Source organism: Pseudomonas sp. QS1027 (assembly GCF_002814235.1).
In the GTDB taxonomy this organism is placed as follows: Bacteria; Pseudomonadota; Gammaproteobacteria; order Pseudomonadales; family Pseudomonadaceae; genus Aquipseudomonas.
Genome location: NZ_PHSU01000001.1, coordinates 1 through 23,175, shown reverse-complemented (window position 1 = coordinate 23,175; position 23,175 = coordinate 1). Strand labels below are relative to the sequence as shown.

General features: G+C 53.0%; 20 protein-coding genes. 10 read left to right on the top strand and 10 right to left on the bottom strand.

Features of this window, described 5'->3' with window-relative positions:
- Nucleotides 1-12 precede the first annotated feature (12 nt).
- The gene (locus CWE01_RS00110; RefSeq protein ID WP_256579292.1) at nt 13-1,380 is read right to left on the bottom strand and encodes a DotA/TraY family protein; all 1,368 of its coding nucleotides are present in this window, start codon (nt 1,378-1,380) and stop codon (nt 13-15) included.
- Here CWE01_RS00110 and CWE01_RS00105 point away from each other — a divergent pair.
- The 4 genes from CWE01_RS00105 to CWE01_RS00090 are packed head-to-tail and all read left to right on the top strand — an operon-like array spanning nt 1,375 to nt 5,955.
- Nucleotides 1,375-3,144, top strand: coding sequence for a hypothetical protein (locus CWE01_RS00105; RefSeq protein WP_256579291.1), 1,770 nt, complete (start codon nt 1,375-1,377; stop codon nt 3,142-3,144). The two genes, CWE01_RS00110 and CWE01_RS00105, sit on opposite strands and share 6 nt — an antisense overlap.
- 2 nt (nt 3,145-3,146) lie before the next feature.
- Nucleotides 3,147-4,394: a conjugal transfer protein TraW gene (traW, locus tag CWE01_RS00100; RefSeq protein ID WP_100938490.1), complete on the top strand. Its 1,248-nt coding sequence runs from the start codon at nt 3,147-3,149 to the stop codon at nt 4,392-4,394.
- A complete protein-coding gene (locus tag CWE01_RS00095) occupies nt 4,394-5,020 on the top strand; it encodes a hypothetical protein (protein WP_100938489.1) in 627 nt (208 codons plus the stop codon). The genes traW and CWE01_RS00095 overlap by 1 nt, the downstream gene beginning before the upstream one ends.
- Nucleotides 5,017-5,955, top strand: a complete 939-nt coding sequence (locus tag CWE01_RS00090) for a DotA/TraY family protein (protein ID WP_100938488.1) — start codon at nt 5,017-5,019, stop codon at nt 5,953-5,955. The genes CWE01_RS00095 and CWE01_RS00090 overlap by 4 nt, the downstream gene beginning before the upstream one ends.
- Before the next feature lie 1,199 nt (nt 5,956-7,154).
- On the opposite strand, the gene CWE01_RS00075 is transcribed toward CWE01_RS00090, so the two are convergent.
- From CWE01_RS00075 to CWE01_RS00045, 7 genes are read right to left on the bottom strand one after another with little or no spacing between them, the layout of a single operon-like run.
- Nucleotides 7,155-7,901 (bottom strand): HNH endonuclease, encoded by a 747-nt coding sequence (locus CWE01_RS00075; RefSeq protein ID WP_100938485.1) that lies wholly within the window; start codon nt 7,899-7,901, stop codon nt 7,155-7,157.
- Nucleotides 7,902-7,946: 45 nt separating this feature from the next.
- A complete protein-coding gene (locus tag CWE01_RS00070; protein WP_100938484.1) occupies nt 7,947-8,402 on the bottom strand; it encodes a DUF6750 family protein in 456 nt (151 codons plus the stop codon).
- Nucleotides 8,403-8,426: 24 nt separating this feature from the next.
- Complete coding sequence (gene traQ / locus CWE01_RS00065; RefSeq protein WP_100938483.1) at nt 8,427-8,960, bottom strand: conjugal transfer protein TraQ; 534 nt, start codon at nt 8,958-8,960, stop codon at nt 8,427-8,429.
- Between the two features lie 9 nt (nt 8,961-8,969).
- A complete protein-coding gene (locus tag CWE01_RS00060) occupies nt 8,970-9,860 on the bottom strand; it encodes a hypothetical protein (protein WP_100938482.1) in 891 nt (296 codons plus the stop codon).
- Between the two features lie 36 nt (nt 9,861-9,896).
- A complete protein-coding gene (traO, locus tag CWE01_RS00055; protein ID WP_157815167.1) occupies nt 9,897-11,246 on the bottom strand; it encodes a conjugal transfer protein TraO in 1,350 nt (449 codons plus the stop codon).
- 9 nt (nt 11,247-11,255) lie between these two features.
- A complete protein-coding gene (locus CWE01_RS00050; protein ID WP_100938480.1) occupies nt 11,256-12,446 on the bottom strand; it encodes a DotH/IcmK family type IV secretion protein in 1,191 nt (396 codons plus the stop codon).
- Between the two features lie 8 nt (nt 12,447-12,454).
- A complete protein-coding gene (locus CWE01_RS00045) occupies nt 12,455-13,201 on the bottom strand; it encodes a DotI/IcmL/TraM family protein (protein WP_100938479.1) in 747 nt (248 codons plus the stop codon).
- A gap of 1,365 nt (nt 13,202-14,566) precedes the next feature.
- Here CWE01_RS00045 and CWE01_RS00040 point away from each other — a divergent pair.
- The 4 genes from CWE01_RS00040 to CWE01_RS00020 all read left to right on the top strand — a co-directional run bounded on the left by CWE01_RS00040 (nt 14,567) and on the right by CWE01_RS00020 (nt 17,389).
- Nucleotides 14,567-15,532 (top strand): replication initiator protein A, encoded by a 966-nt coding sequence (locus CWE01_RS00040; RefSeq protein WP_256579290.1) that lies wholly within the window; start codon nt 14,567-14,569, stop codon nt 15,530-15,532.
- 336 nt (nt 15,533-15,868) lie between these two features.
- Nucleotides 15,869-16,162 carry a hypothetical protein gene (locus CWE01_RS00035; protein ID WP_100938478.1) on the top strand — a complete coding sequence of 98 codons (294 nt, stop codon included), beginning with the start codon at nt 15,869-15,871 and terminating at the stop codon, nt 16,160-16,162.
- A gap of 310 nt (nt 16,163-16,472) precedes the next feature.
- Nucleotides 16,473-17,111: a ParA family protein gene (locus CWE01_RS00025; RefSeq protein ID WP_100938476.1), complete on the top strand. Its 639-nt coding sequence runs from the start codon at nt 16,473-16,475 to the stop codon at nt 17,109-17,111.
- A complete protein-coding gene (locus CWE01_RS00020; RefSeq protein ID WP_100938475.1) occupies nt 17,108-17,389 on the top strand; it encodes a hypothetical protein in 282 nt (93 codons plus the stop codon). Before CWE01_RS00025 ends, CWE01_RS00020 begins: the two co-directional genes overlap by 4 nt.
- 719 nt (nt 17,390-18,108) lie before the next feature.
- Here the strand turns inward: CWE01_RS00020 and CWE01_RS00015 are convergent.
- A complete protein-coding gene (locus CWE01_RS00015; protein ID WP_100938474.1) occupies nt 18,109-19,053 on the bottom strand; it encodes a hypothetical protein in 945 nt (314 codons plus the stop codon).
- On the bottom strand, nt 19,050-19,265 hold the full coding sequence (locus CWE01_RS33225; protein ID WP_157815166.1) for a hypothetical protein: 216 nt from the start codon (nt 19,263-19,265) through the stop codon (nt 19,050-19,052). Before CWE01_RS33225 ends, CWE01_RS00015 begins: the two co-directional genes overlap by 4 nt.
- Nucleotides 19,266-19,508: 243 nt before the next feature.
- On the opposite strand from CWE01_RS33225, the gene CWE01_RS33220 reads away from it, so the two are divergent.
- Together CWE01_RS33220 and CWE01_RS00005 are read left to right on the top strand one after the other, a co-directional pair.
- Nucleotides 19,509-21,467: an AAA family ATPase gene (locus CWE01_RS33220; RefSeq protein WP_157815165.1), complete on the top strand. Its 1,959-nt coding sequence runs from the start codon at nt 19,509-19,511 to the stop codon at nt 21,465-21,467.
- Between the two features lie 410 nt (nt 21,468-21,877).
- Nucleotides 21,878-23,026, top strand: a complete 1,149-nt coding sequence (locus tag CWE01_RS00005) for a hypothetical protein (RefSeq protein WP_100938472.1) — start codon at nt 21,878-21,880, stop codon at nt 23,024-23,026.
- The last annotated feature ends 149 nt before the right edge of the window (nt 23,027-23,175 follow it).

The following is a 23,175-nucleotide window of genomic DNA, read 5'->3' as shown; positions in this document are numbered from 1 at the left end:
GCCCTTTACCCATCAAGCCTTCATCCCGTTACCTTCTTTTTCGGAGCCAGCGTTCTTCCCACCGCCACCGCCGCCCTTGATATTCTGCTCAAGCTTGGCGCCGAAGACGTTGAGTGCGTTCTTCATCTTGTCGTTGTCATCGCGGCCAAGAGTGCCTGATGCGTGGCCACCAACCCAGTTAATGACCTGGTCTGGCACGATGTAAATCAGGTTGAAGCAGCTATGAACCAGGTTTAAGCACATTGAGCAGTAAATCGTCAGGTAGAAGACGATGCTGACCAGACCCGTGATCGAGTCGAATTGGGCGTTAGCCAACGCGATGCCGAACAGTTGGTTGAGTAGCGTTCCGCCGGCAACAACCCCTGCACCGCCGAGGAAAAAGCCGATGACCATCAGAATCGGCCGCACCATCACGTTCAGCAGAAAGATGTAGCCATGGCCCGACTTCTGGCCCATACCGTCGCCGTCCCCACCAAGGTGTGTAATCGCCCAAAGTGGTGCGCCGATAATGGCCTCACCCACCACGACCAACCAATTGACTGCCGCGCCAAACCAGATCACGAACGGCACCATTGGCAGATAAGTCGATAACGTCCCCCCCAGAATGAACAACGCAATGACCGCCATGATCACAAATGGAGACACTGCGTCGAGGACGCCTCCCAGGACGTCCCCAATCGAAGTGAACGCGTTAGCTACACGAGCGGCCAATCCCGCGGCCGAAAGCCCATCCTTCACAGCAATTAATGTTTTGGCTGCTACGTACGCTCCGAGAGCTGTTTCGCCGGCAACCATTGCGTAGTCGCCAAGATTTTTCATCTTGATCAACGGATTGAGCTGACCCCTGCCCTCCCCGCCAGCGTTCACATCGATCAGATAGTTAACGAGTCTTTGGCCCGGAGCCAAAAAAACGGAGCCGATAACCTTGCTCGCATCAGACCCGGTGGCGCCTTTTGAGTAATCACCTGAACTACTGGTACCCAAGGCTGGGCTGTAGGACGAGCTCGACTGCTGCGCTCGAAATGCCGCACTTGTAGTACCCAGAACAGAGAGCATTGCGGGATCGCCATCTGCCGACATACCGTACACCGATGCTTTCGCGGCGACTGCGTCAGAGAGTTTGGTATTGGCTTGAGCAAAAGTCTGATACCAGGCCCCAAGCGTCAGCCATCCCCCTTCCTTGATCGAGTCGCTTAGCTTTGATGCGAGCTCGGCGATGTTGCCCTGCTTGGTGGCAGCAATCGAGCTGATGGTGTTCTCGTACTGCTGAGAAGCAGACTGAATCGCCATTTCCGCATCAGGCACCGATCCGCCACCAGCCTGTTTCTTCAAAACACCGACAACGAAGCCTTGTGCGGCGCTATTGAGGGTCGCTTGCATCTGCTGCAGCGCAGTGAGATGAGCACGACGGATATCCGATGCGTCGATAGTGCCGCTGATGCGCTGAAGATGATGCCGTTCCAGCGGCCGGCTACGCCTTGGAGCGAGGGCGGATCTCTTGTACTGAGGACGCCGGACGGAAAAATCTATGTGGTGCAGCTTGGTAGCTCTCTTCAGGATACCTGGATCGAAGCGTTGTCCGCTCCTCCAGGTTCCGGCAAATCTGTGCTGCTTAACACCATGAACAGCGCAACAATCCACCGCGCGGGCAATACGCGGCTTCCGCTGATGACGATTATCGATGTGGGGCCATCTTCTGCAGGGCTGATCAACCTTATCCGAGACTCGTTGCCTGAGCATCGCAAAAACGAAGTGGTTTACATGCGCCTGCAGAACTCGGCCGAGTTTGCGGTGAATCCTGCTGATACCCAGTTGGGTGCTCGTGGGCCAACTTCTCGTGAGAAAGAGTTCCTATCGGACTTTCTGACGCTTTTTTGCACGGATCCAAAAACGAAATCGGCGCCGGCGGCTTGTTCCGGGGTCGTAGATAAGCTGATCGAGATTGCCTATAGCAAACGTGCTGGGGAGTCAGCTCTCACGTACGAGGATCATGTGGAACTTATCGTTGATAAGGTACTGCTTGAGTCCGGGTTACTTGCCAAACACGATGACTCCTGGTGGAGCGCTGCGACTTGGTGGGAAGTCACGGATATGCTCTTTGCTGCTGGCTACATTCGCGAAGCAGCTATCGCGCAGCGGCAGGCAGTGCCTGTATTCACTGACTTTGGAGCCTACCTGTCTGACGAATCGGTCCGTCAGCTGTATCAAAGCGCGAAAACGTCTGATGGCGAGCCGGTACTGGAATACATGGCCCGCTGCTTCAGTGTGGCGATCTCTAAGTACGCGCTATTCAGCGGTCGAACTCGTTTTGAGGTAAGCGGTGAAACCCGCGTGATTTCGATCGACTTGAACGATGTGATTGGCTCACAGACCCCTGAGGGCAGCGTGAGAACGGCGATCATGTACATGTTCGCTCGGCAAATGGCGGCCAAAAACTACTTCCTCCGCGAAGAAGTGGTGATCCCGGTTGTTGCGCCGATGTACCACGAATATCACATGAAGCGGATCGCCGACGTCAAAGACGAAAAGAAGGTCATTGCTTACGACGAGTTCCACAACACCGCGGGCCAGGATGCCTTCGTCCAAACCTGCATTAAAGATGCGAGGGAAGGTCGTAAATGGGGGATCCGTGTCGTCCTTGTTTCGCAATACCTCTACGACTTCCCAGCTGCGCTGTTGAATGCCGCGACAGCGGTGTACGTCATGCGTGGCGGTAACACTGCCGACGAAGACGTATTGCGTGACGTATTCAAGATATCCGAAGAGGCCATTCGCCGCCTGCAACGCGAAGCTACCGGTCCTGATCCGCGCCTTGGGGGCAACTTTCTTGCGCTGTTCAAAACGAAGGTCGGCTACATCGTGCAGCTGCTTACCAACACTGTGGGTCCGATCGAGCTGTGGGCCTTTTCGACGACGCTTGAGGACGTGGCGCTGCGGGATCGTTTGTACAAGCGGCTCGGCGATTACGCAGCTCGGAAACTCCTCGCAGAGAAATTCCCTACAGGCACAGCTCAGCCGTTGATCGAGCAAATGAAGGTCGATGCAACTGACAGTGACGATGCGTCCGTGGTGAGCACGCTGGCAAAGAGGCTGGCTGACGGATACCTCAATAAGCTGGCCAAGGAAATGGAGGTAAATCCGTGAAAATGCCAAATCGCAAACTGCTTCCACTGGCCGTGTTTGTAGCGAGTGCGGCAATGAGCCTTAACGCAAGCGCTGGGATCTTCCCAGTGATCGATGTGGCGTTAATCCAGACTGTGTCAATGATGAGTACGACTGTCACCAGTGCCGTAAATGGAACCACGACTGCAGTCAGCGCGATGAATACGAGCGTATCGCAGCTACTGCAAAAGATTGGCACGTCCGTTAACGAGAACGGTCAAAAAATATCCAGTACGATCGAGGCGGATGGCAAGTCTCAGCGCGAGTTCAGCGTTGGCCAGGAGAAGAACCGTAAACTTGAGGAAGCACGGCAGCGCTATTTCGTCGGTTCTAACATTTGCAGTGAGTCGGCTTCAGGCGGTGCAAATGAGATCGCTGGATCTGCTCAAGCTGCGAAAGGCGGTATGCGTCCTGGTGGTGGAGCGAAGGTGAGCAATAAGGCTATTGCCCAAGCACTGAATTCCCCTCCGATTGCCCCAGAAGTTGATTCATCCCGGGCGGCCAAGGTTCACGCTCAATTCTGTGATGCTGATGACTATGCCGCGTACGGTGGTGCACAGGCCTGTCCAGGCGTATCGACCAGTATGCCTGGTGCTGACAAGCGAGTTGACTCGGTGCTGTCAGGGGCGGGAGAGAATGGCAAAGCCCCCGATCTGACGTTCAACCAGGATCAGATCGATGCTGCACGCATGTACGTGCAGAATTCCACTCGTCGCTCGATCGCACCGCAGTTGAAAAAGGGCGAGGCAGATACGGTTGCTGGCAGCCAGTACGTCGGGTTGATGAACCAGTACAACGCGATGATCTCAGCCGCAGCGGATCCGCAAGAGCAGCGGATTGCAAACAGTCAGCCGAGCCCAGCCACGAAGGACCTGTTGAAGGAGGCAATGATCTCTCCTGCAGCAGCTGCGTACTACAAGGAATTTGCGTCTGAGACTGCCAAGAGTACCGGGATGATGTCGGCTCGGGAATTTGAGGCATTCGAAGTTGGCCGACGCTATGCCAACACCGAGTACCAGGCTGACCTGCAGTCGTTGAGCGGTGAGAACCTGCAGCGTGAGCAGATCCGTATTGCCTCGTTGAACAACTGGCTGATGTTGGGCATCAAGGACGAACTGCAGAAGACGAACATCATCGGGGGTCAGCTTCTGGCCAGTGCAGCGAGGGATGAGTACGCGCCGATTCTCGGGACTTTGTACAAGTCCGTGTCTGGCCGCATGGGGGGGCAGTAATGGACTTAAAGAACGCTGCAAAAGCCGGTGCGAAAAGTTCTCTCTGGGCTGTCTGGCACGTCATCATGCCCGTCTCTGCGATGAGGAGGACTCTCTCACTGACGAAGCGTGAGATCGAGCGGAACAAGGAGAACGTGCAGTATCTGAAGGAGCTTAGCGCTGAGGCCAAGCGGATTCTTTCCGAAGGTGGTGCATGTGATGAAGATCGACCAGGTTTATCGTTTGAGGAAGCGATGGCTGCCCGCTCAGCTGATGCGCCATCGATGCCAGGACTGTACCGGTCATTTCTGATTAAAAAGCGTTGGGCGCTTTTGGCTGGAGTGTTCTTCGCTTTAACGGGGTTGTGTGCTGTCGTGGGCGGACTTGTTTCCGGGCATCCCAAGGACGTATTGCTCGGGGCTGCTTCGCTCCTTGTAAGCCAGCCAGTGTTCTTTATGGCCGCGCTGGAGGCGCAACTCAGACTCTGGCAGCTCAAAACTAAGCGACTTTCGGTGCATGAAAGAGGGGGAGTGCGCGACTTCATGGTCGACTACCGAGATTGGTTCCGGCAGCTGATTAATCCGGAAATCAACTGGCGTCGACGAAGCAAAAAACCGAGCCGATCCAATGGAAGGAGCCAGTCATGAAAGGGCTTATCCGTGTTTGGTTTGGCATCATCGGTGCTGTCAGTGCTTTGCCGGCAATGGCCGATTCAACGTCGTTGAGTGGTATTGCTGAAGCAGCTAAGCGTACTGGCGACAAATCCCGGGAAGCTCTGGTGTCTATCTATGGGAACGTGGTCAACAACCCGCTGGCCACAGGTGGCTCAGGGGGAGGGGATACGGTGCTGGCCAGCGTGTTCCAGGTGACCAATGCGGCCTTGCTAGTGATCGCAGGTTTTTTCGCGGGTTATATGCTTTTTCGAAAGCTCACCCAATCGGCACACGACGGTGCTGTATTTGATAAGCAGCGCCACATGGTATGGGACCCTATCAGGATTGTCTGGGGGCTTTCTGCGCTGGTACCGACGGCCAACGGTTGGGCGCTGTCGCAGCTTTTGATGCTCTGGGCAGCATCGTTGATGGGTGTAGGGATCGCAAACCTGGGTGTGGACGCCTCGGTGCAAGCGTTCAGTGAAGGTAAGTCGATGGTCGCCCAGCCGGTAATGCCGAGTACTGTCAGCCTGGCTCGCAGTGTTTTCGAGATGAACCTGTGTATGCACTCCATCAATGCGGGGCTGGCCCAGGCAGAGGCAAGCGGAGCGCTTATAACGCAGGACGGGTACATTCAGCAGAATCCGACCGCTAGCGGATTCGCCCTGAAAAACACCAGTTTTGTCTGTGGCGGGGCCGACATAAACGCATCGCTGGAACCGCAGTCACAATCCACAAGTTGGTTCCGGGAGAGGTGGAACCATCCGATTCGCGGGGTTCTTCAAAGTGAACCCCGGCATGGTCGAAGCCCAAGCCGCAACCGGATCCCCGTGAACCGACGTCACATTGCAAATGCCCCAGGCTTGAATGGCCTTTTCCAACGCCGCCATACGACGCTTGGTTTCACGCTCGCTGCTCGACCACGTTGAAGCCGTAATCTTCATCGAGCAGATGGCGTCGATCTTGCTCCGCTCCTCCAGGTCTAGGAAGGACTGGCGAATCTGTTTGTTTGAACCAATCATGCCGACAAAACCCGCCATCATCTGCCGCCCTCGGGTTTCGGATAACCCTCCTGGCGACAGGTCAATGCGGATACGCCACGGAATTTCCCGCGCGACTGTGTTGAACAAGTAAGAGAACAGTTGTGGATTTTGTGGCCCAAGCTCCATGGCAATATTGCCATGCCACAGATCGTCGGTCTCGATCAGCGAGCGCCTGGTATCAACGTCATTCGTCACGACCTGGAAATTTACAAGTGGCGCAGTGAGATCAGAGAAGTCTTTCTCATCCTCACGGCCATGGGGAATAAAGCGGTCGCCTGGCAACACCGGTCTGAACTTTTGAGACGTTCTTTCGCGGTTTACCATGATGCGTATGCGCTTGGTCGCTTCATGAGCGCTCAGCTGTTTCAATAGTATGCCCGGACGACCTTCTGCGCCGCAGCCGTCAAAATCCTTCTGTACGCGCTCAATCATAGTGTCGTGCCGATACTTCAACGTCATCAGCACCTGGGCCGGACTTTGCCCGAACTCAACGCGCGGCATCTCGTATTTGAGGATGTCTTGCTCAAGCTCTTTTCGCTCGCGCTTCAGATCAACGCCGATGCAGCTCGCGTGGGTGTAGACCACCAACAGATTCTGCTCCCAAGCAACCAACGGTGCGTTCCGCTTCACGCGATCGATGATGATGTCTTCGGTATTGATACCCATTCGTCGAGCAGCGTTGATTTGTGGCTCAGCAAGGCGCATCAGCTCATCCAGCGCGCGATCGGGATCGCGCTCGAACCCGAACGTCAAGGAGTGTCCGGGCTCACGCATGTAGCCACTCATTTTCAATCGAAGGTTTTCGATCAGCTTGTCAAAGTCATCCTCGGACAGGATCTGGTAAGTGCCCTGCACGTCAAAAACCGTCAAGAGAGAACCATCGTGCGTAACGAGCGTATAGGGGTCTTTCAAAGCCGGATTACGACTGATGTCTTCATCGGTCAGTCCTATGGCTGTAGCGAGCTCACAGTAGCCCGCGAGGTCTTTACCGACCATGTACCGAGACATGTAGGCAAGGAAGCCTTCAGTGGCATCGACAAGACCATCAAGAAACTTAGCAACGCCCATCGTGCTTCCCTCAAAGTTTATACTGGTGGGTTCATTACGCTGAAGTAGACGTCAGCCCATTTCGCGACCGGATAAGACACTTGGTAGTCACGAGCCCACAAATTCGCGGCGTGGCTGTATGGGCCAGGATTGAAAACTACCGCTAACCCCTCAAAGACGAGTTCACGACGGCCTTTATCGCTGTCGCTCTGACGCAAAAGTGCTTTCGCAAAAACTGCCGGTGAATACGTACCCCAAGCGTCATCGGTGTACGTGAAATGAGAGCCGAGCCAGTTCAGCAATTTTTTTGCGTCGGCCTTAATCGACTCGTCACCGACCTGCAACGCGACCATCAGCGTTCTCTGCAGATGGTTTACGTCCTGGCCAGTCAGGCCAGGGAGATAAGCAATAACAGCGTTCCCTTCGCCCAACTCGCCCAAGTGTTGCCACCCATGGCAAAGATGATCAGCCACTCGGAGATTGTGCTCGCGGATGTCCTGGTGGTTATCCGTCACGTTGTGGATCTGGTTATGGCTTGAGTGAAAACCGCAAAACATGCAGCGATGGCCATCTTTCAAGAGCGTCTTTTTTCTCAAGTCCCCGGACTTGAACTCACGCGCTACTGGCTCCCACTCAGCACCTGACTTATCCCCCCAAATCTGGCTCTTCGTGGAGAAAAAAAGCGCCGGGAAACTCGCGTTGTCAAAGCCTGTGCCCAACCCTTCTTTGGGCACGACTTTGTCCAGATCGACTGCAGCGGGGTCTTGTTTGGAGAGATCGTTCATGGCTACCAATCCGGCGACCTTGCGGCCGCCGATCCATCAGGTGGATTACTGAGGCACTTGACCGTAAGTGCTAGTCGCCATACCCACGGTTTCACCAGCTTTACCCATGAGGTACCCAATACCGCCAATTCCCGCACCGGCAAGAATGGGAATGAAAATCTGGGTGGCTTTAATGTCACTGCGCGCGCCGTCTTGTCCTTTTTTCCACCAGTTGAAGCCACCATAGGCAGCACCACCGAAGCCCAAAAATTTAAAGATTCTTGCCAGACTATTCGATCCCGAGTCAGCCTGGGTCGCCCCTGTATCAAGCATTCCAGCAAACCCTTCCCCACCGGCAGATGCCCCCATGGAGAAAGTCAACGCAGCGAAAGTAATCGCAGCCGTGGATAGCATGATTTGCCGTTGAGCCGGCTCCGCAGTGTGTTTATCGCACCAGTTCTGCAGACCGATATGCACCCGCCGGCCCAAGTCAGCGGTGTATTCCACTGGATTAATTTTCATCGATACATCCCTCTTTTTGAAGTTTCACCAAGCAGCCCCAAAAGAAGCCCGGGCAGCGTCAATCACATCTGGAATTTGCACCAAGAAAGAACCAAAAATCATGTGCGTAAGGGCACGCCACACTGCGTCGTCGGCACCTTGGTTTGAATGCCCGTCAACGGTCGCTTTCTTTAACAGCAACACGCCCTTGAAGAACATCACACCGCCGAAAACACTCGCGAGAGTGAGCACCGAGTTAATCGCCTCGGCCATGCGTCCGAACTCCGCAGCACCGCTGTAGGCAATCGGTCCATAACTGACCGTCCCTGACCCGAATGACGTCCATGCAGCGTTGATAAAACGAGATAGATTCGCCATCAGCCCAGCAATGATCAGCAGCGGGACAATGTCACCCACCGTCACTGGACTTGAACCAGGCAAACGCGATGCTCTCTGCAGACGCATCAACGCCGATCCCGCGTAGACCGTCCCAACTAGAATCCCCAATACCCAGAGAAATCGCCAAAGGGCGGCCGCGAAAGTGTTCGCGAACTGGGTAATCATCTGAGCGAGATCCATGACAGCTCCTTAGCGAATAATGCCCTTGGTTGTCATGACCCGGCGGCCCTTCGGATCAATCGACTGAATCCGCATGTCACCAACAAGATCGCCCACTTGCACAACGTAAACCTGTTCGGAATCCTGAATCCATGCTTGACCGGCATAGATGGTGTTCAAGGTGAACCCCTTGTTCATCAGCGTTGTGCCTACTGGCTGGCTTGCCGCTTTGGCCGAACTTTGGGTACCGGGCGGATGGTTTTTTTGTGCCTTGTGTGTATTGTTCTTCGCCGAAACAGACTTGGTTGCGTTTACGTTGGCAACACTGGCGGCCACGTTCGCAACAGGTCGACCTTCAAGTAGAGCGATTTTCGCTTGCAGTTCAACCATCGACTGTTCGAGTGTCACCACACGGGTCTGCAGTTCCTTCTCGACAACTGACACACCCTGAGGCGCAACTGGGGCTACATGCTCGGGTTCTGCTCTAGGAGCAGTAGTCGATGTGGTAACACCGACTACTGCAGCCGGCACCTGATCAAAACCACTTCCAAGAGATGACGCCGCTCGCTGTGCCTCTCGGACAGTAGCCTGCCCTGCATCTCGCATAGCATCAGCCGGCGTGAAAGACGGCTGTGCCGTAACACTTCTAGGCGCGGAACTCGTACCACCACCTAACGAAAAAACACCGGGCACGAAGGACCACAACCCACCGATTACAACAACCATCACCAAACCCGCAGGCACGCCGTACTTCTTCACCTTTTCAAATGAAAGAGCAGTCGGCAGGGTCATGGCTTTCCTGGCTCGCTTCAGTTTTGGCTCGACTGTCTCTCGTTTTTCAACTTCAGGCGCGACTCCGTGCGCGGGGACTGTCCGGGACATATCGAACACGTCCGGTTGCGGTTCTGTCTGATTAGTCATGATCATTCCTTTTTGTATCGTGGCAATGATACAGAATTAATAGGCAGAATAGCCACCCTGCGTGCTTGGGTAAAGCCCCGCGGCCGGTAGATTGGTGATTGGGTAACCCGCTGGTCGAACTGCTGGTGGCTGTTGCTGCACTTGAGCGGGTGGTTGCGAAGCAGGTTGACCGAGCGTATTTAGATCCACTGCGGGGGCAGTCGCGCTCGCAGTTAGGTCGTCCGTCGACAACACCGGGGCCATGAACTGAATGCCGATCGTGCCGCCCTTAGCGATCAATACTTGCTTTGTAGGCATCTGCGCAGCGTCTTGAGCCAGAACTTTGCCTGCGGTTTCCCCCGCACCACCGATCATCGTCCCTAGCACAGCAGTCCCATTCGGCGTGGATGGATAGGTCTGAATCACACCGCCTTGGGGAGTGATGATGTTCTGCGCGCTGGACTGTTCGTACATTTGCCCAGTTTTACCAATACCAGCAGCAATAGCAGGAAGTATGATTCGGGTGAAATACCGATTATTGACCTCGCCCGACAAGGCACTCCGTAGGGTGTTCTGGTCGATAGCCTTCGCAGTAACTTTGTAAGAACGCCCCCGCCATTTCATGATGGTGAAGGTCATATCGATCGATTCATTTATGCGCTTGTAACCCTGAGCGATCACCGTCAGCCCCTCGTATGGACCTGAGGGAACCACAGCAAAGACTACAGAGTTTTCATCGGTGTCGAGATCAGTACCCAACAGCGCAGGGATTCGGACGAAGTCATCAAGGATCTTCACGATGGGTACGGAATTGGTCGTCTGCCCCGTGCTCGGGTGAGCACCAGGTGGCACATTTGCGCCACTTGATACACCGATGTTGACGGTGCCTGCGTAGCTGCTTTCGTCAGTAGCTGACGCCACCGAATGCTTCGATCCCCCCCAGTTCTTAATGAGCGCCGCTGCCTGACTCCGGATGCGTTCTCGGCGTTCTTTTTCCTGATCGGATAAAACCTCTGGCTGACGCTGACCACCATTCTGCTGAGGGGAAGGCTGATACACGTAGACAACTTGAGGTTGTTTCTGTTGCTCTGGTATGGCGTCCTTGGGTGCATGAGACTCCTGAACTGGTTGGTCCCTGGTAGAAATCACAGAGACGTAGGTTTCTCCTTTCTGCTCAGCATTGGTCGCGTTGGACTGGTTGTACTTGTTCAGCACTTTTCCGTAATGCTCGCTTTCGGTAGAAGCCGTGCCTTTACCCGCAGTGTTGATCGCCACCACGCTCGGCGCGGCCGTGGAGCCAGCAGCGAAGTAGCCGTAAGCCACGTAGCATCCACCAACAATAACCGCGACCACAGTGGCGATAATCCAGATTGTGTTCCGTCCAACATCTGCTTGCATTTCACTCATGATTCAACCTCAAAGGATGTCGAGCTGAACGGTCACGGATCGGCCCATGTCTGAAAACGTGACGTACGGGGTAATAGGCATGCGATAAACCCGTGTGCCATTGGCAGCAGAACTGGTCTGATCAAACGGAGATTTGATGTCGTACGTCGTTCTGACGAAGAGTTCGTTTTCCAACTGCCAAACCTTCGTGCCAGCCGGAATCTCGCCATTAGCTTTAATCACCTTGGCGCCAGTCGGGGGAAGCCCATCGAGGAACGCTTGAAGCGTGTCGTCGTATAACGAGATTTTTCCGGGACCGGTCACGGCGTTTTTGGCGTTTGGCCCTCTACCAGGCACACGAATATCTAACCTGACATCAACAATCCGACTGATCTCCTTACTGTTCTCCTCTCCGGTGGCGAGCTGAATGACAACCGGAGTGGCCAACCCTTGAAGGAATACCGTCACTGTCCCTGTTTCGTATTGGCTCAACGCCGAAATCACCACTGCATGGGACGGTTTCAACCATTCCACATAAAACAAGGTGTCGTCAGAAATGCGCGGTGCGGCCGCAAGTGGCCACGGTGCTCCCGTCGAATCGATAAAAACCAACGAGCCGGGTGTGCCCTGCATCAGCCGAGCAATCGGCATCGACGACCCGGGTGACAGATCAACGGAAATGCTGCTGATCCTCGGTACTGCACGAATCGTCTTGAACGCTTTAGCGTCACGGGAGGCATCGAATTGCTTTCTCAACTCACGGATCTCGGCGGGAGTAAAGGGTGAAACAACCTCCCCCGCTATCGCGCCGGCGGTCGGTTGGCTAGGCGGAAACAGTCCCCGTGTAGCGTCATCCTGAGGTCGCTGCAGCTGACCTGGCTGAGCCAGATACTGAGTCTGCGTACCTGGCTGCGCAGGGTAGCCTTGAGCGTTCACTGGTACGGGGAATGCCTGTCCAGGCTGCTGCACCGGATAGTTGTTCGGGCCATAGCTCGTGGGAGGAAATGCGGCTTGAATTTGTTGCTGAGACGACATTGCCTGTTGTTGCTGACCCTGCGTCGAACTGACCCATTCAAGCGACTCCTTCGGCCCGACTTGCTGAGGAGTTGGGGCTTGGTTTGACGCTGGTTGTTGTGGTGCGGGAAAACCTTCAACGGCAAAAGCCGAGGGCGAAGCACAAGCTGCTAGAAACGCGGATACAATGACCGAACGATAGAACATGAGCTCACCTATAGCGGCTTGGTAACCAGTTGGGCCGCACCGATACCTTCGATGGAGTCGAGTGTGTCGATACGCTCAACACGCACCGTTGCAAGGAAGCGCTGAGTCGGCAGTTCGGAGGTCTGCCCTGTCAGCTTGATTTGAATAGGGACTTCGACGCTCCAGAAGTACACACCGTTTTCGATGCCGTCTTTCACAAGCACCCCAGTGCCCGCCGTAATCGACATATTCATCCGCTTCTGCCGCACGATCTCGAGGATCCCAGCGTTTTGCAGCGCGTCGATGTACGACTTAAAGCCCGTCCGGGTGTATCGAGCTCGGTTATCTTCCAAATCCTGGCGGTAGTTTTCGAAGTCCATCGTAAAAGAGCGCGTGAGCGTGTCCTTCGCAAACTGAATCACGTCACCAGGCTTACGGTAGGGCTGCGACATGGGGATTAATGGGAAAATCCGGCCATTGTCGCTTGCAAAATACTCACGGAGAGGATGTATGGCGAACCAGGTGCTTACGCAGTTGAGGCTGACCGCGACCAGCAGCGCTGCGCCTAGGATGTAGTTCATCTTCACTGCTGACACAGCAATGAAGGAGATTTTCTTCCGCTCCTTTTCAACACGTTCAGCAGGTTCAATCGCATCGCTGGTCTGCTTAACCTGCGAAACCACCTCGGTTATGATCTGATTCATCAGCTCACGGTTTTCCGCGGCGAAAGGGCTCGGTAATTGGGATCCAGCCCCTGGTGGTATGTCATTGTTCATGGCGGACTCGCCCTCATCGTTTTCCGTATTATATACACGATGCGAAAAGGAACAAGGGACGAGTTCGCGTGATTTCAGCTGCCTACGTGACTATCAGCCAGGCGGTATCAACTTTTCATAGTCTCCATGGTGGATAGATTACAAAAATATTCTGTGGATATAGCTGCCTGACACCGCACGTATATCGCCGACAAAATAAGGCTCAATTCGTATATCGCCGACAAATTTTTGGCCTGAGCATCGCCGAAAGCCCACAAATACGCCGTAAAGCAGGAGTTTTAGTCCCGAATGGGCATTGACGGCGCTTCCGAGGTCGACACGTATAACGCCGACGGCACAGGGATATCACCGACAACTGTGGATAACTCGATTTCTCGCACGTATAACGCCGACAACGGCGACCGTCTATCACCGACATTTACACGTATAACACCGACAGGCATTTCGTATTTTACCGACACGGATTCTTCCAGAACCCTTTAAATTCAATAGTTTCAGAGCGATTCTTAAAGGGTTAACACGCGCGCGCGGTTTTTACCTTTCTTAACCAGTCTTAAAGCTTCTAACCCATTATCAACAGCCCGAATGAGATCCCTGACGACCACGACACATTCCAAACGCAGCTTAGCGTTCTCACCTTCCAGTCGCGTTTTCAACAAACGGAATGAAGATCAGCGACAGATTCAACCCCCCCCGGCGGTTGCACGATCTGAAAAGCGTAATCAGGAAAAGCAGCACCCGTTGGCCAGTAGGCCATCGGTGTTCTATGCCTTCAGCGAAACACGATGAAAGGTGCTTGGCGTATGTCATTCAGCCGAGTGATGTTTCCATTTCCAGCTGGGTGCACCGAATCGTTATCAGGTAATCACCTCATGCCTTACATGATGAACGTTTAGCTTTCAGAATGGGGTCCGGTTCTACACCGGCCGGCGGCGGCCAAACCCATCCCCCCGCCCTTCCCTCCAGGAAGGGAGCGAGTCGGCCTCTGACCCCAACGGCCATGGGGGAGAAGCAACCCCATGACCGCCGGGGGAGCCTTGATCACCAGCCACCTGGTAAAGGGGCGCTGCGCTTCAGTCCTCACCCGTTCGGTGCTCGCCTGCAAGCAGGCTGCGCGCCGCATGCGGCTTCCGGGCCGGCCCTTGACCTGGCAGAACAAATAGATGAAGCATGACCAGGCGGAGCAAGTAATTTCTACGTAATTACGTGTTTACGTATCTACGTAATGTGAGTACTATGCGCATCAGAAACGACGAAGCCCGAGTGGCGGCTACCGACTCGGGCTTCTACCCGACAGAGTCCGTCTAGGAGCACGTTTGGGTTTCAGCATGTTACGTTTCGATTTGATGGTCAGCAAGTGAAGTGATGACCGGAATTTATCTGATGATCGTATTTTTACTATCATCAGCCTTGCGGGGGGGCATGAGCGTGAGCTCGAACGACGATCACAAACCATTTGAACAAGCCGATCTATTTCACGCCAATCTCATGGAATGGCCAGTGAAGGACGACTTGGCCAGCATGGAGTTCCCTATTTTTTCTCTGTCGAAGAAACACGACACCGAGATCAGGGAGTACGAAAACCCCACCACCAAAAAGCGAATCCGGATAACCCCCTCTGTTGTCGGAGCCGCAACGGTTTTCGATAAGGACCTACTGCTTTTCATCGGTTCTCAGTTGATCGAAGGCCGGAAGATGGGTCAACCTCTTGCTCGCCGAGTGAAGGTTGACATCTACCGTTTTTTGACCGGGACCTGCCGTTCACCTGGTGGGAATTCCTATTACCTGGTCGTCGATATGCTCCGTCGTCTCAAAGGTACGAACCTCGAAACCAATATTGTCACCGGTGGTGTTGAACAGGTCAAAGGCTTCGGTTTTATCGATGACTACGACATTGAACGGTCAACCGCTAATGGGAAGGGCGCGCTGGAAGTCAGCGTCACTATCTCCGAGTGGCTTTTCAATGCACTGATCCACTTCGAAGTTCTGACCATAGATCGGCGCTACTTCGAGCTGGGCCAGGCGCTTGAGCGACGTCTCTATGAATTGGCCAGGAAGCATGCGGGTAAAAAGGTATTTTGGAAGTGTGATATCGAAATTCTTCGGCAAAAAACAGGCTCTAGCCAAGATCTTCGGCGCTTCCGATCTGAAATACGAAGCATTATCAAACGTGACTCATTGCCGGACTACCGTGTTGCCTTAGATACGAGCAAGAAGGTGCAAAGGGTTGTTTTCTATACCCGCAATAACAGAGCGCTCTCGGAAGAGCTGATCAGCATGGTTGACGGTTACGCCTGGTACGAAAAGCTGGAAAAAACTATCCCTGTTTAGCTTCCAGGCGTATATCACCGACATTTCCTATGGATCCCCCCTCCTCTCCCAGGATCGCCTGCCCGGCTACACGCCGGCTCGGTGTCGGCCTCCTGCCGCGTAAACGCAGATCTGTGAAATACACAACAAAACGATTTGCTCAGAGCTCATGGAGGAGCTCCAGAGCTGTGTTTTGTGGCACGTATATCGCCGACAAATTCAAACCACTAATTACGTATGTAAGTATTTACGTAAGTACATAATATGACTATACTTCGTATGCCACGTCCAAAACACAGCAAGTCACTGGCGGCTACCAGTACTCGCAGTGCCGAAAAACCGTCTAGGAGCATCGCGATGATTTTTGCGCCAACCCCCCCGGATCCTGATGTGATAAGCCAGGTTGAATCCGAAATCCGCCGTTTGGATGACGCCCAACAGATGATGTTGGACGCCAACGAAGCTGTGGTCAGAGATGACGAGAAAACGCTTGAAAGTATGGGTTTTGAGGACGATCACATCGCCGATCTACTCAAGCGCAAGGAGTCAGGTAGAGCAGCATTTCCTGACTACGCCATTCGCAACAATCAGGAAGCCATCGACCACCTCAAGGGACTTCTTGAAAAAGCGAAACGTGGGATCGCTATTTGATCAATTAATTACGTACGTAATTACGTAATTACGCATGAATGGCAAAATACTTAGAGAATATGTCGTCCTCTTCGTAAATATGGCTTTTCTGAAACCGTACCCCGAGGAGGTTCAGATTGCTATCCAGGTCAACAATCTTGCTGAAAATATGATCGAAGAAATTATCCTCAATCAGACAAGAAACCAGCTGTCGCAGAAGCTCAAAACCAAGCCAAAAGATATCAAAATCCATGGTTTAACCTTGATTTCTCAGCGATCAAACATTAAAGTTACGTAAATACGTACATAATTATTTATGTAAGGGGGAAGAATGACAACGTATGCAGTAGTAAACACCAAGGGTGGTGTTGGGAAGTCGACGAACAGCATTCACTTGGCGTGCAATCTGGCGACCAAAGGTCCAACGTTACTCATCGATGGCGACCCCCAGGAAAGCGCCGCTACTTGGGCCGCATGGCGTCGTGATTGCAAGGAAGCTGAAGGTTTGCCTATGCCCGTCACCATTTGCCTGCGTGGTAAAGCCATCTACGACGAGGGCAAACACCTGGTCACCAACTATCAGAACACGGTAGTCGATGCTGGTGGTCGTGATGCTCCCGGTCTTCGTAACGCCCTGCTACTCGCGGATGTCGCGATTATTCCAGTAGGCGCTTCCGACCTTGATGCAGCCGCGATGACAGATCTGCTTGAGGTGGTGGACATCGCTAAGGACTACAACCCGAATCTTGTTGTGAAGGTTCTGTTGGCCCGGGTGGATCCGCGTACGAAGGATGCTAAAGACATGCTCGAATGGCTGATAGAAAATAAGCTCAGCGCATTATCCGCTCGCGTGTGTGAACGCGTGGTCTTCCGCCGGGCGATTGGCGAAGGCCGGACAGTAGAAGAACTGGCGAAAGACCCGCAAGCAATTGCGGAAATGAAAGCGTTCTATGAAGAGATCACGCAATGAGAAGCAAACCCTCCCTCGAAGAGTTTCGATCGGGCGGCGCCGAAGGCGCTGTTGAGCCATCTGCTGCAGCAGCGTCGGCCCGGGTAGCTACCCCGGTGCCAACTAACGTCAATGAGAAGCAGAACAAAACAATCCGGATCCGTAAGACGTTCAATGAGCGGCTGGCAGATGAGGCATTTGCTCGATCCAAGAGCGAAGGTAAAAAAGTCAATGAGTCGGACATCATCGACGAAGCGCTGGAAGCCTGGTTTACCAAGCAAGACAAATTACGCAAGTAACTACGTATTTACGTAAGTACGCAAGCCGCCTTCGGGCGGCTTTTTTGTTTGCAGTTGTCGGTGATATACGTAGTTCTGCCCTACGTATCCCCTCCCCCCTCCCTGCCTCCCGACAAAACACCAAGTACGCTCCGCGCGGATCTGCTGGCCAACTCCTCCCTCTCTCCTAGATATGCCTTACCAGCGACCAGCCGTGCCGATCGGCTCCGGGCTTGATCACCTGCATCTGTTGCCGGCGTCGAACTGCTGACCAGGTCCTGGCCCGGGCACGTCGACCGACGTGCACCAGGTGCGCAATCAGCCGCGGGAAAGAACAGGGCAGGGCACGGCCACCTGGTGGTGGCCACCGGCACCGCCAGCGCCTGCAGGAGCACTGATCACCCACGAACCCCACCGCCTGCACGGGGATCCCCTGGCCCATCCCCTAACACAGCCCGTGGATTTGTGGATGACGGCCTACACCGGCCGCCAGCGGCGGCCATACCCATCCCCCCGCCCTTCCCTCCAGGAAGGGAGCGAGTCGGCCTCTGACCCCAACGGCCATGGGGGAGAAGCAACCCCCATGACCGCCGAGGGAGCCTTGATCACCAGCCACCTGGTAAAGGGACGCTGCGCTTCAGTCCTCACCCGTTCGGTGCTCGCCTGCAAGCAGGCTGCGCGCCGCATGCGGCTTCCGGGCTGACCCTTGACCAGACTTTAAGCAGAACCAAGATTAATGATTAAGACTTGGGATGCTTTGGTAGGGGAGTATTGAGTATAACAGGCCGATCGAGTTCAACTTCGGCTTTAGGAGCAGAAAACTTCAAGCCCAGCGGCTCACGGTTATGGCTTTTATATTGGGCTTCTTTCCTAAATCGGGCATCCCAAACTTGTTTAAGAATACTGGGCCAGTTCTTTTCAATAAACTGTTTTGGTAACAAGTCTGGATCAATCGGGATTGCTTTTAGAAGGTCCAGCCCGTAGTCATAAAATGCGTCTTTACCATTTCGGGAAAGAGCCAGATCGTGAATCCGTTTGAATAGAGGTACAGCTTCACGATAACCATCCTCGACTAGGATTTCACGTAGATAGCAATTAGATGCGCGAATTGCCAACTGTGTACGTACTGACTCTCGTTCACGACTACTGCACCATGGTGCATATAAGTTAAACAGCCGAGATTGCAGACACGACACTGGGTCAATAATGGCAATGCGCACATCATCCAAAACGACTGACTCAAGATATTTATAAATATCAGTTGTTGCGACGCCGGCGATGGCATCGAGGATATCGATAACAATTTTCCGATCATCGTCCCAGGCAATTTCGGCAGCAGCCAAGTTCGGAGTATGGTCTTCGATAGTAGCGCGCCGGAAGCTGACCTTCATGCGTTCTTCGCAAAAACCAACGGAACCTTGTCTGCCTATAAAGTCTAGATCATCGCTTGTTGCGAATTGAAGCTCCTCACCAGTCATCTCGTCTAAGAGATATTCCCGTGCCCACAGTGACAGCGCCTGACCACCAACTACTATCAGACCGTATTGGTCTACAGCTTCGCGCTCTGGTGATCGGTAAACGTCTTTGATTCTCTCCTTGAAATACAGAAAGAGTTCGGAGCGCTCAAAATGGTCAGGGGTAAGTGAATTACTATCAGAGAGACCAGGATCGTCTTCAAAACTCATTCAGAAAATGCCAAGAAAGCCGGAGGAGCGATGCGCTGACGACGTTGTTGAGATCCTGCTGGTTTACGCATCACCGCTTTGATGCGTTCGGCAGAAGCCTCCAAATCAGCAGACTGTGCAGACGCAACCGCTGACATGAGGACGTCACGGCGAGAGCGCTTGCCTTCCATGATCGCAAAAAAACTGCCTGGTGATTGGTCTGGTTGGCGCATAACGTCGCTCCAGCAAGGTGGATATGGGTTTATCCTAGCACGAGGACTCATACCCGTCGATGGCCCATGTGGCAAAGGCATCGACTGATCCAGGTGCGTAGCGACCGAATAAATCATGGCATAAATCGAGAGCTTTTATGACGTTACGTATTTACGCAATTACGTATTGCATTTAAAGTGGTCGTATTGCGCTATGGCACTGCCCCGGGTGCCGCGACCATCATCTCAGGACGAACCAAAGAAATGAATTCGCCAAGCCGCTTTGTACCAGCTCCTGTCCTATTCCTTCCCTTGGCCAGTGAGACCGCAGGAGGGCTGTCCAACGCAGCGCTTGCCGATAGCTTCTTCAAAACCGCGTCCACGGCTGAGCTAGCGGCGGTGCTGCTTATACAAAACCTGAACGCCCTTGTTCAGCAGAAAGTATCCGTGACAAGGATCGAGGTCATGTATGACGGAGCTCTGCGCGCAGGTCTTGTGCCCCCACCTCCCAATGCCCCGTCTTTCGCCGCACAGGTTCAAAGTCGTTTCAAAGCCTCTGTGTTTACCCATGGACTCACATTACTCCCATCCATCGGAGCGAGGTTGCTCGATGCCAGTGAAGTATCGAAACATGACTATCTTACTTCTGACGGTAACTGGGACTTTACGTTTGGCCAACGATACAGCCAAAAAATACAACCATTAAAGCGGCAGGTACAGCTTCCCACTGGTGGAGTACTGCAATTGAGTGACCAACAGAGCCGACTATTTGACGAATTCAATGCCTGCCAAGATGAGTCGTTCCACATTCAGGGCTACGCTGGAACCGGCAAAACTTTTTTGATCGCTAAATTTTTTGAGTATTTAAACCCTAACTCGACGTTGTTGATGGCATACATGCCAAGTCAAGTTCAAGCTCTGAAAACCCGAATGGTACAATCCGGAATAACCGCAGAGCTAAACGCTCGTACCTTCGGTCATGTTGCCAATCAGATTCTAAACCAGGACAAAACTTCGTTAGGTTGGAGAATCACCGATTCACAGCGATCCCAATCAACCTATTTCGTTAGCGATCAACAGATCGCCAACTGGCTGAATTTCCGGGCCGTCGGCTCTTTACGACCTCGTGAAGCTGCTAATGTCTGTCATCGTGCTGTGTATAGCTATTGCCTCTCGCCAAGCCCTACCATAGAACCACGTCACTTACCTGCTATCGGTGGAATTCTGAGTGATGCGGATATTGCTGTGCTGATGGAATATTGCAGTTTAATATGGAAAGAGTTGATTTGGCCTTCCGCACCAGAAATTAGACTGCCTGTACGTAACGCGCACAGAATAAAATTTTTATCTCTGCGTCGGGAGGTTATCCCTGAGGAATATACCCACGTCATTGTTGATGAAAGCCACGAATTGAGCGCACCTATGCTGCAAATCCTCGACCGCAGTCCGCAGGCCGTGCTTACTCTTGGGGATGAGTTTCAACACCTACATGGTATGACATCGCATCATGGAGCAGTAGTTAGAAAAAGACATGTAACACAGTCCGTGCGCGCGGGTAAAGAAATGGGAGAGGTTCTGAACCCGTTAATTCAAAAGCATCCAAGTATGATCAAGGAAAGCTACGAAGGCCGCTCGGAGCACCCTATGCAGTTGCTTCCCTACAACAACATGTCGATTCCTGAGAAGCCAACAACAATTATTGTTGCCAATGAGTGGGGACTAGTAGGGTGGTTCATCAGGCTTACCGAAGCAGGTGCAAAATTCCAAATGGCTGATAGGGCGAAAAAGGAACTGAATACGTTCATCACAGACCTAATTTTACTCTTCACAGAAGGGACCAGGCCACGGCATCGCTTGATATTCCGCTACGCCACTTGGGATGCCTTAGGATCTGCTATGGGACGCAACTATGAATTCAAAGCAGTTCAAGAACTACTTGATCGAGGTTTTACTTTCAACGACCTTGCTGAACGGATGAAGAACTTTTGCAGCGAAGAAAGTGCCAAAATCAAGCTGGCCAGGGTCGATGACGTTAAGAACCAGGAGTACAACACCGTCCTGTTGTCTCGTGACCTGTTACGGCCGCCTCGGGAAGATTCGACACACGCACTTGCCACGGTATGCTCCCTTCTCTACACCGCGAGCTCACGAGCGCGACATGAACTGCTATTGCCTGGCAACATGAAAGACTGGCTAGCAGCTCTCTCTCGGACAACCAACTAATCTCCCCGCAGTATCTGTGCGCCGTTCTTGGATGTTCGGCGCAGCAGGCGCCTCACGCAGCGACTGCCCCTAGACATTGACCAAGCTTCACCTCGCCAATCGAGCGCGGATCTGCTGGTCAACCCCGCACCTCCTCGTAGATGTACCTTACAGGTGATCGCTGGCCGCGCCGTGTCGATCCCCACTGACCTTAATCACAATCACCTGCACCGCCGACATCGAGCAGTTGACCAGGTGCTGGCCCGGGCGCGTCGACCGACGAGCACCTAGTTCGCGATCAGTCACGGCAACTCACAGGTGACCAGAGACAGCGATGAGCACCCACCTACTCTGAATGAGGTGCTACTCTTTGAAAGGGTCATTTCGTATGATGATCATGATACAAAACAAATCACAAGGAAATCATCCCCATGACCATTGACATCTACCAAGTAAGCCCATTGAGCATGAACGCATTGGCCCCCGAGGTCATCGCGATATTGCAGGAGGATCAGAGTAAAGCGGCCGGGGGGCATTCGATCATCGACAGCTGGCTGGCATTGAAGGCCAAGGCTGAGAGCTATGGCTATAGTGCCAACCTCAGCCTGCCCTATGATATGGTAAACTTGGAGATATCTTACACCGATCCTCAAGGAGGTCCTACTCCTATCTACTCGACTCTTTTCCCAGGTGGCTGTGTACAGACCATTTACGATGGTCTTCAAATACATCATGAAATCTCTAACAGGATGGATGATCAGACGAATGCTGTAGGTGGTGGAATTAAACTTGACGCAAGAAAGAAGGGAATCGAATTACTATTCCGTGAAAACCCTATACACAGAAAATCGCGGTCTCTAGATTTGAACAAACAAACCCTTGATATGCTTGTAAGTTTTGATTCAGCAATAGAGAAATATTCTGGTCTGGATACCTATGATGATGCTGGCATATTTGTTCGTCGCGAGGCCATGAAAGAAATTAACAGCGATTTAGCGGCGATACATGCTGGAACTTTAAATGAAAAAAACATAATAAACATTGCTAAAGACCACATGTTATTGATCCCGGAACTAGAAGGAAAGCCGGAGCAGCAAATACTCGCCAACCTCATGAATGAGGCGCTATCCAAGAATAATATTTATAAATCGGCTATTGAAAGCCAGCGAGATATTCTTCTGAACGGAAATCCACATAATCAGGCAGTGGCAGCTTATATACAGCACGCTATGGAAGCAGCTGAAATTAAAAGCTTATCGGATTGGGCTAACAAACTTACCAGCATAGAAGAAGGGAAGCGTCGCGCGCTAAGCGGCGGGGAGTTTACTCAATTAGTTAAATTATTGGACGTCTCCGTGAGAGGAACAGACATTCAAAGAGATGTTGCCTTTCAAGTTACAAAAATTCTCGCCATCCAACACGGACAATCCGATGATAACTTGTTCAGCGATCCAAAACTACGCGATGCATACAAGCTTTCTCTAATAGAAAAACAAGGTACCACCTCACCGCAACCGGAAAATAAATCGCAGCCCACTCCGTATTCAAAACCGGTTGTTTACCCTCGTATACGTGGTTGAACTGACACCTCCCGGCGTCTGTAGGAGCACCGATCACACTCACCTGCAGCAGCAGATGCCGGCACCGTCGGCATCGAGCAGCTAATCAGGTTCGTCGACCGACGCGCACCAGGTGTGCAATCAACTGCAGGAAGAACAGCGCAGGGGAG

What these genes read in the sequence shown, in the direction of transcription:
- CWE01_RS00045 (WP_100938479.1), bottom strand. Translation starts at nt 13,201, where the DNA reads ATGAACAATGACATACCACCAGGGGCTGGATCCCAATTACCGAGCCCT.
- CWE01_RS00020 (WP_100938475.1), top strand. Translation starts at nt 17,108, where the DNA reads ATGAGAAGCAAACCCTCCCTCGAAGAGTTTCGATCGGGCGGCGCCGAA.
- CWE01_RS00090 (WP_100938488.1), top strand. Translation starts at nt 5,017, where the DNA reads ATGAAAGGGCTTATCCGTGTTTGGTTTGGCATCATCGGTGCTGTCAGT.
- CWE01_RS00040 (WP_256579290.1), top strand. Translation starts at nt 14,567, where the DNA reads ATGACCGGAATTTATCTGATGATCGTATTTTTACTATCATCAGCCTTG.
- CWE01_RS33220 (WP_157815165.1), top strand. Translation starts at nt 19,509, where the DNA reads ATGAATTCGCCAAGCCGCTTTGTACCAGCTCCTGTCCTATTCCTTCCC.
- traW (WP_100938490.1), top strand. Translation starts at nt 3,147, where the DNA reads ATGCCAAATCGCAAACTGCTTCCACTGGCCGTGTTTGTAGCGAGTGCG.
- CWE01_RS00110 (WP_256579292.1), bottom strand. Translation starts at nt 1,380, where the DNA reads ATGCAAGCGACCCTCAATAGCGCCGCACAAGGCTTCGTTGTCGGTGTT.
- CWE01_RS00070 (WP_100938484.1), bottom strand. Translation starts at nt 8,402, where the DNA reads ATGAAAATTAATCCAGTGGAATACACCGCTGACTTGGGCCGGCGGGTG.
- CWE01_RS00050 (WP_100938480.1), bottom strand. Translation starts at nt 12,446, where the DNA reads ATGTTCTATCGTTCGGTCATTGTATCCGCGTTTCTAGCAGCTTGTGCT.
- CWE01_RS00025 (WP_100938476.1), top strand. Translation starts at nt 16,473, where the DNA reads ATGACAACGTATGCAGTAGTAAACACCAAGGGTGGTGTTGGGAAGTCG.
- CWE01_RS00060 (WP_100938482.1), bottom strand. Translation starts at nt 9,860, where the DNA reads ATGACTAATCAGACAGAACCGCAACCGGACGTGTTCGATATGTCCCGG.
- CWE01_RS00095 (WP_100938489.1), top strand. Translation starts at nt 4,394, where the DNA reads ATGGACTTAAAGAACGCTGCAAAAGCCGGTGCGAAAAGTTCTCTCTGG.
- CWE01_RS00035 (WP_100938478.1), top strand. Translation starts at nt 15,869, where the DNA reads ATGATTTTTGCGCCAACCCCCCCGGATCCTGATGTGATAAGCCAGGTT.
- CWE01_RS00015 (WP_100938474.1), bottom strand. Translation starts at nt 19,053, where the DNA reads ATGAGTTTTGAAGACGATCCTGGTCTCTCTGATAGTAATTCACTTACC.
- CWE01_RS33225 (WP_157815166.1), bottom strand. Translation starts at nt 19,265, where the DNA reads ATGCGCCAACCAGACCAATCACCAGGCAGTTTTTTTGCGATCATGGAA.
- traO (WP_157815167.1), bottom strand. Translation starts at nt 11,246, where the DNA reads ATGAGTGAAATGCAAGCAGATGTTGGACGGAACACAATCTGGATTATC.
- CWE01_RS00005 (WP_100938472.1), top strand. Translation starts at nt 21,878, where the DNA reads ATGACCATTGACATCTACCAAGTAAGCCCATTGAGCATGAACGCATTG.
- traQ (WP_100938483.1), bottom strand. Translation starts at nt 8,960, where the DNA reads ATGGATCTCGCTCAGATGATTACCCAGTTCGCGAACACTTTCGCGGCC.
- CWE01_RS00075 (WP_100938485.1), bottom strand. Translation starts at nt 7,901, where the DNA reads ATGAACGATCTCTCCAAACAAGACCCCGCTGCAGTCGATCTGGACAAA.